General features: G+C 66.8%; 13 protein-coding genes. 7 read left to right on the forward strand and 6 right to left on the reverse strand.

Translation table 11 applies throughout. The annotated features are described in order from the left end of the window. Nucleotides 1–4 precede the first annotated feature (4 nt). Nucleotides 5–241 carry a hypothetical protein gene (locus tag DES45_RS05130; protein ID WP_114768929.1) on the forward strand — a complete coding sequence of 79 codons (237 nt, stop codon included), beginning with the start codon at nt 5–7 and terminating at the stop codon, nt 239–241. A gap of 116 nt (nt 242–357) precedes the next feature. Here DES45_RS05130 and DES45_RS05135 read toward each other — a convergent pair whose 3' ends face one another. Continuing rightward, complete coding sequence (locus DES45_RS05135; protein WP_114768930.1) at nt 358–1,290, reverse strand: 50S ribosomal protein L11 methyltransferase; 933 nt, start codon at nt 1,288–1,290, stop codon at nt 358–360. Nucleotides 1,291–1,437: 147 nt separating this feature from the next. Here DES45_RS05135 and DES45_RS05140 point away from each other — a divergent pair, with 147 nt between their 5' ends. Next, on the forward strand, nt 1,438–2,313 hold the full coding sequence (locus DES45_RS05140; RefSeq protein WP_114768931.1) for an SDR family NAD(P)-dependent oxidoreductase: 876 nt from the start codon (nt 1,438–1,440) through the stop codon (nt 2,311–2,313). Between the two features lie 246 nt (nt 2,314–2,559). On the opposite strand, the gene DES45_RS05145 is transcribed toward DES45_RS05140, so the two are convergent. After that, complete coding sequence (locus DES45_RS05145) at nt 2,560–3,831, reverse strand: SAM-dependent methyltransferase (RefSeq protein WP_114768932.1); 1,272 nt, start codon at nt 3,829–3,831, stop codon at nt 2,560–2,562. Nucleotides 3,832–4,036: 205 nt separating this feature from the next. Here DES45_RS05145 and DES45_RS05150 point away from each other — a divergent pair, with 205 nt between their 5' ends. Then, entirely contained in the window at nt 4,037–4,915 is an 879-nt protein-coding gene (locus DES45_RS05150; protein WP_114768933.1) for a manganese catalase, read from the forward strand. 36 nt (nt 4,916–4,951) lie between these two features. On the opposite strand, the gene DES45_RS05155 is transcribed toward DES45_RS05150, so the two are convergent. Continuing rightward, nucleotides 4,952–7,330 carry an ATP-dependent helicase gene (locus DES45_RS05155; RefSeq protein ID WP_173950575.1) on the reverse strand — a complete coding sequence of 793 codons (2,379 nt, stop codon included), beginning with the start codon at nt 7,328–7,330 and terminating at the stop codon, nt 4,952–4,954. Nucleotides 7,331–7,465: 135 nt separating this feature from the next. On the opposite strand from DES45_RS05155, the gene DES45_RS05160 reads away from it, so the two are divergent. Beyond that, the gene (locus tag DES45_RS05160) at nt 7,466–7,732 is read left to right on the forward strand and encodes a hypothetical protein (protein WP_114768934.1); all 267 of its coding nucleotides are present in this window, start codon (nt 7,466–7,468) and stop codon (nt 7,730–7,732) included. Between the two features lie 92 nt (nt 7,733–7,824). After that, nucleotides 7,825–8,409: a carboxymuconolactone decarboxylase family protein gene (locus DES45_RS05165; protein ID WP_114768935.1), complete on the forward strand. Its 585-nt coding sequence runs from the start codon at nt 7,825–7,827 to the stop codon at nt 8,407–8,409. Nucleotides 8,410–8,422: 13 nt separating this feature from the next. Here the strand turns inward: DES45_RS05165 and DES45_RS05170 are convergent, their stop codons facing one another. Continuing rightward, on the reverse strand, nt 8,423–8,965 hold the full coding sequence (locus DES45_RS05170; protein ID WP_114768936.1) for a thioesterase family protein: 543 nt from the start codon (nt 8,963–8,965) through the stop codon (nt 8,423–8,425). Between the two features lie 180 nt (nt 8,966–9,145). Here DES45_RS05170 and DES45_RS05175 point away from each other — a divergent pair, with 180 nt between their 5' ends. Continuing rightward, nucleotides 9,146–10,561 (forward strand): FAD-binding oxidoreductase, encoded by a 1,416-nt coding sequence (locus DES45_RS05175; RefSeq protein WP_114768937.1) that lies wholly within the window; start codon nt 9,146–9,148, stop codon nt 10,559–10,561. 84 nt (nt 10,562–10,645) lie between these two features. After that, nucleotides 10,646–14,206, forward strand: a complete 3,561-nt coding sequence (locus DES45_RS05180; protein ID WP_114768938.1) for an AsmA family protein — start codon at nt 10,646–10,648, stop codon at nt 14,204–14,206. Here the strand turns inward: DES45_RS05180 and DES45_RS05185 are convergent. Both DES45_RS05185 and DES45_RS05190 read right to left on the reverse strand, forming a co-directional pair. Further along, a complete protein-coding gene (locus tag DES45_RS05185; RefSeq protein ID WP_114768939.1) occupies nt 14,166–14,420 on the reverse strand; it encodes a ribbon-helix-helix domain-containing protein in 255 nt (84 codons plus the stop codon). The genes DES45_RS05180 and DES45_RS05185 overlap by 41 nt on opposite strands. After that, on the reverse strand, nt 14,421–14,606 hold the full coding sequence (locus DES45_RS05190) for a DUF4169 family protein (protein WP_114768940.1): 186 nt from the start codon (nt 14,604–14,606) through the stop codon (nt 14,421–14,423). Nucleotides 14,607–14,613 lie beyond the last annotated feature (7 nt).

Genomic DNA, 14,613 nt, shown 5'->3' on the forward strand with positions numbered 1-14,613 from the left:
ACCCATGGCTACTGCCTATTTCGCACCGACCGCCAACACCGCCCCGGCTGCCGCCGAGCGCCCGGCTTCGAGCCTTCCCGGCCTCACTAAGCGCTTCATGAGCGCGGTGATGGAGGCGCGGATGAAGAGCGCCGAGGCTCAGCTGCGCCGTCACGAGAGTCTCGTGAACGACCTGTGCCGCCGGCAGAGCCACGCGCCCGAGTTTCTGGCTCAGGACGAACAGCTTCCTTTCAAGATCTAACCCGAGAGAAGACCAATGATCATCGTCACCGTCATGAAGGCCATCCGCGACATCTATCTCGAGACCATCGAGCTGCGTCGCGAGCTCGCCAAGCGCTATCCGCGCGTTCTGATGGACTAATGCCTGTCCGTTGAGCGGGGCCGCGGATGCGCGCCGCCCCGCTTGAGCACCAGCGCCACCCAGCCTTCCAGGTCGTAGCGGCGCTGCAGATGCCATCCTTGGGCCGCATAGGCCGAGAGGACGCCCGCGACGTCCTTCACCAGCAGGCCTGACAGGATCAGCGTTCCGTCGCGGCTCGCCACCCGCGCGAGAGACGGCGCCAGGATCCGCAGGGGCTTTGCCAGGATGTTGGCGAAGACCAGGTCGAAATGCCCCGGCCTGTCGGCCATCGCATTGCGGACGCCCGGACCCACATAGAGCTTCATCCAGGACGCGATTCCGTTCAGTCGCGCATTCTCGCGCGCGACGCGCACCGCTTCCGGATCGATGTCGCCGGCGACCACCGGCTGCCTGAGGATCTTCGCGGCCGCGAAGGCCAGGATTCCCGTTCCCGTTCCCACATCGAGCACATGGCGCGGCTGGCGCAGCTTCAGCTCGTCCACGAAGGCGAGCAGGCAGCCCCTCGTCGTGCCGTGGTGGCCCGTGCCGAAGGCGAGGGCCGCTTCGATCTCGATGGCGACGTCGTTCGGCCGCCGCTGCTCGCGGTCGTGGGAGCCGTGCACCAAGACGCGCCCGGCGCGGACCGGGTTCAAGCCCTCCAGGGACGCCTTCACCCAATCCTGCTGCTCGAGCGGCACGAACACGCCCTTGTCGGCCTCCTCGCCCACGACCGGCCGCAGGAGGTCGCGAATCGCCGCCTCGTTGGGCTCCATGGCGAAGTAAGCCTCGAGGAGCCACGGCCCGTCCTCCTCCGTCTCGAAGGCGGCCACGGCTGTCTCGGCCGGGTCGAAGATCTCGCCGATCAGCTCGGTCATGGCGCGAGCGGAGCGCTCGTCGGTCGTGATCCGGAAGACGTGGGTCGGGCGGTTTGGGTGCAGTCCTTCAAGCATGGCCTCCGCTTACCACCGCTCGCGGGCAAGATCACGCATTGTTTGACGCCCCCTGCCTGGAACCCTCCTGAAGAGGTCCCGTTGTGCCCTCGTCCGATCCGAACCGCAGGCGCTGCCCGCCTGCCGTCATCATGATGGGGAAATTGCATGCCTGGCCGTCTCTTCGACAAAGTCGCCATCGTCACCGGAGCCGGAACCGGCATCGGCGAAGCCATCGCGCTCAAGTTCGCCAAGGAGGGCGCCCGCCTCATGCTGGTGGGCCTGCCCGACGATCCCGTCGAGGACGTGGCGCGGCTCATCAACGGCGCGGGCGGTTTCGCGGAGGTCTACCTCGGCGACATCGCCGAGGAGCGGCACGCTGAAGCGGCCGTCGAGGCCTGCGCGAGCGTCTATGGGCGCATCGACGTGCTGATCAACAACGCGGGCGTCTTCCTCGCCGTCGGCGAGACGCAGGACTATCCTATCGACAAGTTCGACGAGACCCTTCGGGCCAATGTGCGCTCCGTCTTCCTGATGACGAAGTTCGCGCTGCCTTACCTCCAGAAGACTCACGGCAACATCGTCGCCACAGGCTCGGAGGCCGGCATGATCGGCCATCCGAAGAACGCCATGTACGGCGGCACCAAGGCCTTCATCCACTCTTTCATCCGCGGCGTCGCGGGCGAGCAGGCGGCCTATGGCGTGCGCGCCAATTGCGTATGCCCCGGACCGATCGATACGGCCTGGACGCACAAGTCCACGGGCCCAATGGATTCTGAACTCGCCAGCATGATCACTCAGGCGACGCCGATGGGTCGGCGCGGCACGCCGGAGGAGGTCGCCAACGTCTTCTGCTTCCTCGCGTCCGACGAGGCGAGCTTCGTGACCGGCGCGCTCTACGCGGTCGACGGCGGCATCACGATCTCCAAGGGACCGATGGGCGCCAAGGCGGACTCGTTCTTCAAGACACAGCCCGAAGGCACGCTGCCGACCCGTCACTCCCACGATGGCCTGAAGAACAAGGATTACGAGACCGTGACCTAGCTTCGTAGCGTGCGTGACTCACTGTACGGCGGTGCCGCCATCACAGCCCTCATGCTGAGGAGCGAGACATTCCCACAGCCTCATCCTGAGGAGGATTGCGCAAGAAATCCGTCTCGAAGGACGAGGCGTCTCCAGCGTGCAATGAACCATCCTTCGAGACGCCGCTGTCGCGGCTCCTCAGGATGAGGTCTCCGAGACGCCGCCTACGCTCTCATCAGGATGGGGTGGGAGTGATATGCAGAGCTCTCACGATGCAGGCATCAGTTCCGCGGCTCCCTTGAGCACCTGGAGCCGCTCCGCTTCCTTGGCCCTGTAGGCGCGCTGGGTGTCGGTGATGTAGTCGCGCACGATCGGCGCGGCGTCGCGCCGTCGCGCGAGCTGCATGTGGAACACGAGCTGGCTGCCGGTGAGGAACATCGATTCCGCGCTGATCAGGTAGAACTCGAACATCCGGCAGAAGCGCTCGTCGTACATGGCCTTGATCTTGTCGCGGTTCGCCTCGAAACGCCGGTGCCAGTGGTTCAGCGTCTTCGCGTAATGCAGGCGCAGGAACTCGAGATCCGTGACCCAGAGCTGCGCCTGCTCGACTACCGGAAACACCTCCGAGAGAGCCGGCGAATAGGCGCCCGGGAAGATGTACTTGCGCAGCCAGGGGCTTGCCGTGCCGGGCGGACTCATCTTGCCGATGGAGTGCAGCACCATCAGGCCGTCGTCGTCGAGCAGCGCGTTGATCTTGGCGAAGAACTCGCCGTAATGGTGCACGCCCACATGCTCGAACATGCCGACCGAGACGATGCGGTCGAAGCGGCTCTCCACGTGACGATAGTCGCGCAGCTCGAAGCGGACGCGATGGGAGAGGCCTGCGCGGCGCGCCTTTTCGTTCGAGAGCTCGTGCTGCTCCTTGGAGAGCGTGACGCCGGTGACGTCCACATCCTCCATGGCCGCGAGATAGAGCGCGAGGTCGCCCCAGCCGCTGCCGATGTCGAGGATCTTCAGGCCCGGCTTGAGCTGGAGCTTCGAGGCGATGAGGCGAAGCTTGTTCTGCTGCGCTTCCTCCAGCGTGTCGTCGTCGCTCTGGAAGTAGGCGCAGGAATACTGCATCCCCTTATCCAGGAAGAGCTTGTAGAAGTCGTTGCCGAGATCGTAGTGGTGCGCCACGTTCTTCTGCGCCTGGCCGACGGGGTTCGCCTGCTGGAAGCGCTTCACCGTGCGCGAGATGCGCTTCAGCACGTTCTGCAGCGGGTAGTTGGCAAGCGACGAGCGGTTCGTCGAGAACAGGGTCAGGAAGTCCCGGAGCGTCGAGCCGTCCTCGAAGCTCAGGCGACCGTCCATGTAGGCCTCGCCCGCATGAAGCTCCGGATTGAGGAAGAGCTTGTGGTAGAGTGAGCGATCCGTCAGCCGCATTGTGACTTGCGGGCCGGGCGCACCCGCGAAGACATGCACCCCGCCATCAGCATCGATGACTTTGAGCGTGCCGGTCCGCACGAAGGATCGGAGCATGTGGGACAGGGGGAACATCGAGGCCTCGTCGGTTGCCGAAAAACGCGCCGAATGGTTCCACAGTTGCGGGCGGGTGGCTAGAGGGCCGCAGGCGCAGATCAGAAGGGCTCTAAACTACGGCGTATCCAGGGAAATTCGGGAACAACCGCGAGTCGCTCTTGTTGGAGAGAGGACCCCTGCAGGGCGGACAAGTCCTTTACATCTCATACGAGAGGAGACGCCGATGTTCTTCCGTCAGCGGCACATGGCCTATAATGCCAAGCCCGATAAGCCGGATCCGATCTTCGCCAAGATGCTGCAGGAGCCCCTCGGCGGGCAGTGGGGCGAGATCAGCGTGATGATGACCTACCTGTTCCAGGGCTGGAACAGCCGCGGTCCGCAGAAGTACCGGGACATGCTGCTCGACATCGGCACCGAGGAAATCGGTCACGTCGAGATGCTGGCCACCATGATCGCCCGTCTCCTGGAGACCTCCCCGGTGGAGGCGCAGGAGGATGCGGCCAGGAACTCGCTCGTCGGCGCCGTCATGGGCGGATCCCGCATCGAGGATGTGCTCGTCGCCGGCATGAACCCGCAGCATCTGATCGTCGGCGGCCTCGGTGCGCGTCCGTCCGACAGCATGGGAAATCCGTGGACGTCCGCCTACACCATTTCGAGTGGCAACCTCCTGGCCGATTTCCGCTTCAACGTGACGGCTGAGTCGCAGGGCCGCCTACAGGTAGCGCGTCTCTACAACATGACGGACGACAGGGGTGTGAAGGACATGCTGTCGTTCCTGCTCGCGCGCGACACCATGCACCAGAACCAGTGGCTCGCGGCGATCCAGGAACTCGAGGAGGATGGTCTCGAGACGACCCCGGTGCCATCGAACTTCCCGCAGGACCTGGAGCGGACGGAGGTCTCATACCAGTTCCTCAACCATTCCGAGGGGACCGAGAGCGCGCAGGGCCGCTGGGCCAAGGGGCAGGCGCCGGACGGCAAGGGCCAGTTCACCTATGTGGAGCACCCGCCGGCCTACACGGAAGACGAGGGCCTGCTCAACCCGGTCGACCCGCGCACCTACGGCACGCCGCCGAAGCCGGTGCCGCCGTCCGCATCGTGACGATCGCACGCGGCAGGGCGCGCCGGCTGGCGCGCCCTAGCTCAGCGTCTCGACGAAGCTGTCGAGCACCATCTTGCGGCCGGCCTTGTCGAACTCGACCGTGAGCTTGTTGCCGTCCACGGCCTCGATCGTGCCGGGGCCGAACTTCGAGTGGAGCACGCGTCCGCCGGCCTTGAAGCTCGAGGCGGCGCCAGTGGACTTCGCCACCAGCTCCCCTTCGATCATGAGAGGGCCGCGCCGGTCGCCGGAGCGGCGGGCGGAATAGCCGCCGTCGTCCGTGCTGGCCCGGTGCGCCTGGGCGCGCTGCCAGCCGGGGGTCTGATAGGAGGAGCCGCTGAACGGGGTCATGCGGTCGAAGCGCGAGCCGCCGCCGTATCCGCCATAGGAGAAGTTCGCAGGCGCCTCGACGATCTCCACGTCGTTCTCCGGCAGGTCGTCGACGAAGCGGCTCGGGATGGTCGAGTTCCACAGGCCATGGATGCGCCGGTTGGACGCGAAATAGATCTTCGCCCGCCGCCGCGCGCGGGTCAGGCCCACATGGGCGAGGCGGCGCTCCTCCTCGAGGCCGGCGCGTCCGCTCTCGTCCAGCGCCCGCTGGTTCGGGAACAGGCCTTCCTCCCATCCGGGCAGGAAGACGGTGTCGAATTCCAGGCCCTTGGCGGCGTGGAGCGTCATCAGGCTCACACGCTCGGTGGTGTCGGATTCGTTGGCCTCCATCACCAGGGAGACGTGCTCCAGGAAGCTCTGCAGGTCAGGGAACTCCTCCATGGAGCGCACGAGCTCCTTGAGGTTTTCGAGCCGTCCTGCCGCGTCGGCGGATTTGTCCTTCTGCCACATGTCCGTGTAGCCGGATTCCTCCAGCACGACCTGGGCGACTTCGGACTGGCTCATGGTCTCCGAGAGCTTCGCCCAGCGTCCGAAGGACGTGAGGAGATCGCGCAGGGTGGCACGCGGCTTCGGCTTCAGCTCGTCCGTCTCGATGATGAAGCGCGCGGCCTCCACGAGCGGCACGCGGGCCGCGCGGGCATGGTTGTGCAGCACCTGGATCGTCGCGTCGCCCAGGCCCCGCTTCGGCACGTTGACGATGCGCTCGAAGGCGAGGTCGTCGGCCGGCTGGTTGACGACGCGAAGATAAGCCAGCGCATCGCGGATCTCGGCTCGCTCGTAGAAGCGCGGGCCGCCGATGACGCGGTAGGGCACGCCGAGCTGCACGAGCCGGTCTTCGATCTCGCGCATCTGGGCCGAGATGCGCACGAGAATGGCGATCTCGGACAGCGGATGCTTCTTGGCGTGAAACGCCTCGATTTCCTCGCCGATCAGCCGCGCTTCGTCCTCGGAGTCCCAGGCGCCGGTGATCGTCACCTTCTCGCCGGGCTCGTCCTCGGTGCGCAGGGTCTTGCCGAGGCGGCCCTGGTTCTTGGCGATGAGCACCGAAGCGGCGGACAGGATGTGGCCGGTCGAGCGGTAGTTGCGCTCGAGGCGAATCACGGTCGCGCCCGGGAAGTCGTGCTCGAAGCGCAGGATGTTGTCGACCTCGGCGCCGCGCCAGCCGTAGATCGACTGGTCGTCGTCGCCGACGCAGCACAGGTTCTTGCGCGCCTGCGCGAGGAGCCGCAGCCAGAGGTACTGGGCGACGTTGGTGTCCTGGTACTCGTCCACCAGCATGTAGCGGAACCTGTTCTGGTACTGCTCCAGAACGTCCGGATGCTCGCGCCAGAGGCGCAGGCATTCGAGCAGGAGGTCGCCGAAATCGACTGCGTTCAGGGTCTTCAGCCGGTCCTGATAGGCCGTGTAGAGCTTGCCGCCCTTGCCGTTGGCGAAGGCGCCCGCTTCGCCGGCCGGAATCTGGTTGGGACCCAGGCCGCGGTTCTTCCAGCCGTCGATGAGGGACGCGAGCTGCCGGGCCGGCCAGCGCTTCTCGTCGATGCCCTCGGCCTCGATCACCTGCTTCATCAGCCGCAGCTGGTCGTCGGTTCCCAGGATCGTGAAGTCGGAGCGCAACCCCACCAGCTCCGCATGTCGGCGCAGGATCTTGGTGCCGATGGAGTGGAAGGTGCCGAGCCACTGCATGCCCTCGGCCATCTCGCCGATCACGGCGGCCACGCGTTCGCGCATTTCCCGGGCCGCCTTGTTGGTGAAGGTCACAGCCAGGATCTGGGACGGATAGGCTTTTTGGGTCGCGATCAGGTGGGCGATGCGGGTCGTGAGCACGCGGGTCTTGCCCGTGCCCGCGCCGGCGAGCACGAGGACCGGCCCCTCCGTCGCCTCGACGGCCGCCCTCTGCTCAGGGTTGAGACCGGAGAGGTACGGAGACTGGGGCGCGACCGCCGCGCGGGCACGGGCACTCAAGGAGCCGGAGCTCGGCTGATGGGCGAGGTCGTCCTGGGGATCGGGGCGGGTGTCAGGCTGATTCATCGGCGCGACCATGGATCAAAAGGCGAACGGCGTCGAGGCCGGAAATGAGGGCGATCCTGCCGCAGGGCGGAACTCCGTTGTATGGATCGGCGTCCCCATCCATATGTTCCTGTGTGCATTCGAAAGGGTCGAGAGATGCGTATCGTGGTGCTGGCGGCGGTATTCCTGGGAGTGGCGCTTCCGGCGGCGGCTCAGACGTTGCCCCGCAAGAGCCCGGCGGAGCGTCAGTCCGACCGGATCAACCGGTCGATCCTGCAGGAGGGACGACAGCTGCGGCGGGACGAGCAGAACCAGATCGACCGCAACCAGATCCGCCAGGACATCGATCGCCGGTACAATATGTCCAATCCGCGTCCGCCGGCCCGGATCGGAACCTGTCCTCCGGGCTCGGTCGGCTGCTAGTCGTCGCCGCAAAGCCGATCCATCAGCGGCCAAGTGCCGATTGGCGCACTTTCTGCTAAGGTCGGGGATGGGATGCTTGGCTGGAGGGTTGGATGTTCCTGCGGACGATCGGCGAAGACGAAGCCACCGGTGCGGTTGCGGACATCTACGAGAAGCAGAAGGCCCAGCTCGGCTTCGTGATGGCGACCGCCAAGGCCTTCACGGCCCGGCCCGATCTGCTGCCGATCTACACGGACTTCTCCGACAGGATCCGCACCGGCTTTTCCTTGGGCCTGCGGGAGTGGCGGCTCATCACGCTCATCGCCGCCAAGCATGTCCCCTCGACCTATTGCTCCTACGTGTACGGCAAGCAGCTGATCGCCGATCTGGGATCGAAGGACGCCGTCATGGCCGTCCACCGCGATTTCCGGAATGCCGGGCTGTCCCGCAAGGAGGTCGAAATGCTGGCCTATGCGGAGACGATCGCAAGGGACGCGTCCCAGGTGTCCCAGGCGGACATCGACCGGCTGAGATCGGTCGGATTCACGGACCGGGGGATTTGCGACATCGCCCTCTGCGCCTCGTTCCGGTGCTTCGTCAGCCGCTTCTTCGACGCTGTCGGAGCGGGGCCGGAAGCGGCCTATATCGACGAGGACCCGGAATTCCGCGCCGCCATGACGGTCGGCAAAGCCTGCTGAGGTTTGCCGCCGTTCAGTGCCGCGTACCGCCGGCGAGCGCCGGCTCCAACAGGTCGCGCCTCGTCGGGATGCCGATGACGCGCCCGAGGGTCTGGGGACGTGCGAGCCGGGCGTGGGCCGCCTTCATCACTGCGAGATTGGCCGCGATGTCGTCCGGGAATGGCGAGACCTTGCGGGTTTTCATGTCCATGTGAAGGGACAGGCCCTCCATGGTGGCCGCGACCCATCCTTCGACCGCGTGGCGGATTTCGAGATAGTAGTGGATGCGCTTCTCGTCATAGTCGACGAGCTGAAGGGTCACGCGAACCTCGTCCCGGGCCTTCAATTCACGCTTGTAGAGGGTGTGGATCTCGGCCGCGAAGAAGGAGGCCTTGCGCTCCTCCAGGTAGTCCTGTCCCAGCCCGACGAGGCCGAAGCCCTCTTCGACCGCGCGGTCGAACAGCACGTGGTAATAGGCCATGTTCATATGGCCGTTGTAATCGATCCAGGCCGGCGACACCCGCATCGTCGACGAGACGAAGGGGGCAAAGAAGAAGACTGGGACACGCTTCTCCATAATCAGCGCTCGACCTTCATTGGCGTCAAAAGATCACCTCTTCTTCCCCGAGGAAGAAACGTTAGCACAGTTCGAATGGTAATCCATAACCTTCGACCAAGTTTGTCATGCGCAGTGTCGCCTTTGCAATCGTTTTGCTAGGAAGGGGCTCAAGGTTCACCAAATTGATCTGAAGCGTCCATGAACATGCCCCAAGCCCCCCTTCGCGCCGCGCCGTCCGAGACCGACATCGCCACCCTGACGGAGGAGCTTCGCCACCGCTACGCGGACCGCGTCGTCGTGTCCGCCTCCGTGCGCGAGCAGCACGGGCATTCGCTCACCTGGGCCAAGAACCAGCCGCCGGACGTGGTGGTCTATCCGCGCACCGCCGAGGAGGTGTCCGACATCGTCAAGCTGTGCGCCGCGCGCGAAGTCCCCATCATCCCGTACGGCACGGGCACGTCGCTCGAGGGGCATATCAACGCACCCTTCGGAGGCGTGACCGTCGACGTGAGCCTGATGAAGCGGATCATCGCCGTCCACGAGGAGGATCTCGACTGCGTGGTCGAGCCCGGCGTGACCCGCAAGGAGCTGAACGAGCACCTGCGCGACAAGGGCCTGTTCTTCCCGATCGATCCCGGCGCGGATGCCTCCATCGGCGGCATGGTGGCGACGCGGGCGTCCGGCACCAATGCGGTCCGCTACGGCACGATGAAGGATGTGGTCCTGTCCCTCACGGTCGTGCTTCCCAACGGAGAGATCGTGAAGACCGCGAGCCGCGCCAAGAAGAGCTCGGCCGGCTACGACCTGACCCGTCTCCTGATCGGCTCGGAGGGCACGCTCGGCATCATCACCGAGATCACCCTCAAGCTCCAGGGCATCCCGGAGGCAATCTCGGCCGGAATCTGCCCGTTCCCGAGCGTCAAGGCGGCCTGCGACGCCGTGATCATGACGATCCAGTCCGGCATTCCCATGGCCCGGATCGAGCTTCTGGACGAGGTGCAGGTGAGGGCCGTGAACGCCCATTCCAAGCTCACCCTGCCGGAGAGCCCGCTGCTGCTTCTGGAATTCCACGGCACGGAGTCGGGCGTGCAGGAGCAGGCGGAGCGGTTCGGCGAGATCGCGGCCGAGTTCGGCGGCGGCCCCTTCGAATGGGCCACCAAGCCCGAGGAGCGCTCTAGGCTCTGGCAGGCCCGGCACGATTCCTATTGGGCCGCCAAGGGCCTCAGGCCGGGCGCCCAGTCCGTCGCCACCGACGTGTGCGTGCCGATCTCGCGGCTGGCCGAATGCGTCGATGCGACGAAGCAGGACATCGTCGAGTGCGGCCTCATCGCTCCCATCGTGGGCCATGTGGGCGACGGCAATTTCCACGTGCAGCCGCTCGTGAACATGGACGACCCGGCGGAGATCGCCGCCTGCGAGGCCTTCATCGACCGGCTGGTCCGGCGGGCGCTCGCCATGGAGGGCACCTGCACGGGCGAGCACGGGGTCGGGCAGAAGAAGATGAAATACCTCGAGATCGAGCATGGACCGGCCGCTCTCGACCTCATGCGAGTCTTGAAACGGGCCATCGACCCTCACAACATCATGAATCCGGGGAAAATCATCGCGCTATGACAAGGGGATAACATGTCGTGGCGCTCCCGCTTCCTCGGAGCCTGAGTTAAAGAACCTGGGACGAAACGACGAAAAGGCGGCCCTTTGCGCGATATCCTGACGATCATCGCCTCCATCGTGATCCTCATCCTGGCGGTTGCCGTCGCGGCGCCGCCCTTCATCGATTGGGAGGCCCATCGGGACACCATCGATGAGATGATCTCGCGCGCGTCAGGAACGGAAGCCCGCACCGAGGGCGACATCAGCGTCCGCCTGCTCCCGTCGCCCAAGGTCCGCTTCGAGCGCCTGCGCCTGGGCGGCAAGACCGCGGATTCGCCGAGCCTCGCGGCCGACCTGGTCGTGGCCGAGGTCGCCCTGATGCCGCTGCTCCAGGGCAATGTCCGGGTCACGGAGACCCGCATCGGCCGCGCCGACATCAGGGTCCCGGTCGGCGGGGACGGGACCTGGCGTCTGCCGAGCGACCTCGTCTCCGGCGGTGGCCGTAGCCGAGAATGGGGCATCGACAGCCTGCTGATCGGCCAGCTCCTCGTCACCACCCAGAAGCCGAGCACGGGCCGGACCGACCAGGCCTTCGCCGAGAACGTCCATATCGAGGGGCAGAAGCTCATCGGCCCCTGGCGGGTGGAGGGAACGACCGCGGGCGTGCCTTTCAGGCTCGTCACCGGCGAACTGGCCCCGGACAAGACCGTACAGCTGAAGCTCTCGGGCGGCGGCGACATCCACCCCCGGTTCGACCTGGACGCCAAGCTCGCCCTGGAAGGCTCCCCCGACGGCCAGGGGCCTGCTCTCGCCGGCAAGGCCAAGGTCCTGTTCGGCCCGCCGGCGCAGGTCGCGGCGGCCGGGATCCCGATCCCGATCGTGGTCGATGCGGAGTTCAAGACGGTCCGGGGGGCCGTGGAGCTGCCTCAGGTCAGCCTCGAGGCCGGGGAGGGTGGAGCCAGCCTGCGCATGGCGGGCCAGGGCCGGGTCGGCCTCGACGATCCGCGCGTATCGCTCAAACTGGAGGGGCGCCGGCTCGACGCCGACAGCTTCATCCTGTCGTCCAACGGCCAGGACTTCAAAAGCCGGCTGGCGCAGTGGTCGATCCCTCCCGTGGTGGTGCCGATCGACCTCGATCTCAAGCTCGACAGCATCGGGCTTGGCCAGGACGATCTCTCCAATGCCACGTTGAGGTTGTCGGTCGAGCGGGGCCGCGCCCGTCTCGACCGCATCGAGTTCACGGCTCCGGGCGAGACGCGGGTCGCCATGGAGGGGCAGCTCGGCCTCACCACCCAGGGCGGCATCAACGGCAAGGTGGCGCTGGCGTCGAACGCCTCCGACCGGCTCGCCCGCTATCTCGAGCGGTTGAACCTGCGCTCGCCCTTCCTCAAGGTGCTCGATGGGCGCCCCTTCGAGGCCTCGTCGGACATCGCTTTCGCGAACCCGGTCCTGTCCTTCAGCCGCCTGCGGGTGAAGACGGGCGACGCCGTGATGACCGGAAACCTGCGCTACACGGCTCCCGAGGAGAATGCCCGCGGGAAGCTCGAGGCTCAGGTTGGCATCCAGAACCTCAACCTGGACCAGCTTCCCCAGGTCTCCAGCATCTTCGAGGCGACCCAGAACCTCGATGTGGGCTTCATCCTGGACGCCCGCAACGTCAGCGCCGGCAACCGGCCGGGCACGGGGCGGATCTCCGCCCGCATCCTGTCGGACGGGCCGGCCCTGCTGGTGGAGTCCCTCGACATCGTCGATCTTGCCGGTGCCAATGCACGGGTCAGCGGGCGCATCGCGCCCGATGGATCGGGCCGCATCGCCGGAAAGGTCACGGCCCAGCGCGCCGCGCCGCTGGTCGACCTCCTCGGAAGCGTCTGGATCGGCGGCATCTCGAAGCTGGTGCCGTACTTCCTGCGTGAGGGCGCTCTCGATCTGGAGGTCGCGACCGAGCGGGTCGCCCCGGCTCCGGGCACGTCCCAGCTGCGACTTCAGACGACCGCGCGGGGAACGGCAGCCGGCGGCTCGTTCCAGGGGCAGGTGAACTCCGTCGACGGGCGGACCGAGAACCTCAACGTCGCCCTCTCGACGGCCAATACGGGCCGATGGGTCAACCGCGCCAATCTGGCCTCGCTCAACCGGCCGTCCCGGGTCGAGCTGCGCGGAACCCGGGTCGGATCCGGCCTCTTCAACGTCACCCTCGCGGGCGATATCGGCGGCGTGCAGGTGACGACGACGCGCCCGTTCTCGCTCAGTGCCGACGACGATGTGGTCGACAGCGGCGAGGCCGACGTCACCACGGCCGACATCACCCCCTTCCTTCAGCTCCTCGGCGACGGCGCCGGGGTCAGCTCTCCCGTGCCTGTGAAAGGGCGCGTCACCCTCGGGCGCACCCGCGATGCCACGCTCCTGGACGTCTCCGGTCAGGTGTCCGGCAATCCCGTTCAGGCGAAGCTCGCCGTGCGCTCCCGCTCCGACATCGGCGGCGAGGTTTCCACCGAGACCCTGTCGCTCCCTTGGCTCGTAGCCACCCTTGCCCTGAGCACCCCGCCGGGGGACCCCAATGCGACCTCCATCTGGTCTACTGCGTCCTTCGGGCAGAGCGGGCGGCTCGTGTCGGGCGGGCAGGTGCTTTTCCGGGCCAGCAAGCTCGATTTAGGCCGGGGCCTTCAGGGCAGCCGGGCAAGCTTCACCGTGGAGGCGATGGGGGACGGAATCGCGATCCGGAACCTCGACACGACAATCGGGTCCGGAAGGCTCACCGGCTCGACGACGATCACCCGTCAGGGCTCGCTCGCGACGATCGTCGGCGACGGGACGATGCGCGATGTGCCGCTATGGGCCCTGACCGGGCCGACGCCCTTCGAGGCGACCCTTTCGGGCAATCTCCGGTTCGGCTCGGCAGCCGAGAGCCTGGCGGCCCTGGTGGCCAATCTGGGCGGCTCCGGCGACTGGCGCCTGACCAACCTGCGCGTCCCGGCCGCCGATCCGTCCGCCTTCGAGCGCGCCCTGAAGCGGGCGCTCGCGGACGAGGATCCGCTGGCCCAAGGCAAGGCTGAGACGCTCCTCGGTGCGGAGCTGGGCCGCGGTCCGCTCACGGCGCAAGTCGTGACCACCACGGCGGCCCTCGTAGGCGGGGCTTTGCGCCTCTCGCCCTTCGTGGTCGAAAGCGGTCCGGCGGTCTGGCAGGGTGCGGTCGGCTACGACCTGAAGACGCTGGCGCTCGACACCCGCGGATCGCTCACCGCCCGCACCGCGCCGGCGGAATGGACCGGGGCTCCGCCGTCCATCGGCCTGAACTGGCGCGGGTCCCTGGCGGCACCGGTTCGCGAGGTCGATGCAGGCCCCCTGCGCAACGGGCTCGCGGCCATCGTGCTCCGTCGCGAACTGGAGAAGATCGAGGCCTTCGAGAAAGCGGCGGCCGAACGCCAGCGCCAGATCCAGGCCCAGCAGGAAGCGGAGCGCCAGCGGGCGAAGGCCGCGGCCGAGGAGGCCGCGCGGCAGGCCCGGCTGCGCGAGGAGGCCGAGCGTGCCCGGCTCGAGGCGGAGAAGCTGCAGTCGCAGCAGCAAAACGCGCCAACGGATGCGCAGCCGTCACCCCTCACGATGCCGCCCCTGACGCCCCCGGTCGAGCTCAGGCCTCCGCCGACCGTTCAGGGCTCTCCGGGCGGCTAGGGGCCTCCCGCAGTCTTCTCAGGACAAAGACCCGGATCGCGGAGGAAAGGTTCTGCTCGCCGCGCTCGGCGTCGATCCGGCCGATCAGGGCCTGAACCGACAGGGCATCCTGGTCCGCGATCTCGCGCAGAACCTCCCAGAACGGTTCTTCCAGCGACACGCTGGTGCGATGGCCGGCGATGGAGACTGAGCGCTTGAGGATTCCGTCGCTCATTCAGGACGTCTCATCGTCGCGCTTGTGGCCTTCGAGCCGGCGCTCGGCCAGCTCCTTCTCGGCCTTGGTCTTGTCGCGTTCGGCCCTGGTGCGTCCGAAGGCGATGCGGTTTTCGGCGGCGCGGGCCTCCTTGTCGGCCCGCGCCTTCTTCTTGCGCGCCTGGCGCAGGTTGATGATCTCGGCCATCGGCCTC

The organism is Microvirga subterranea (assembly GCF_003350535.1).
Taxonomy (GTDB): domain Bacteria; phylum Pseudomonadota; class Alphaproteobacteria; order Rhizobiales; family Beijerinckiaceae; genus Microvirga; species Microvirga subterranea.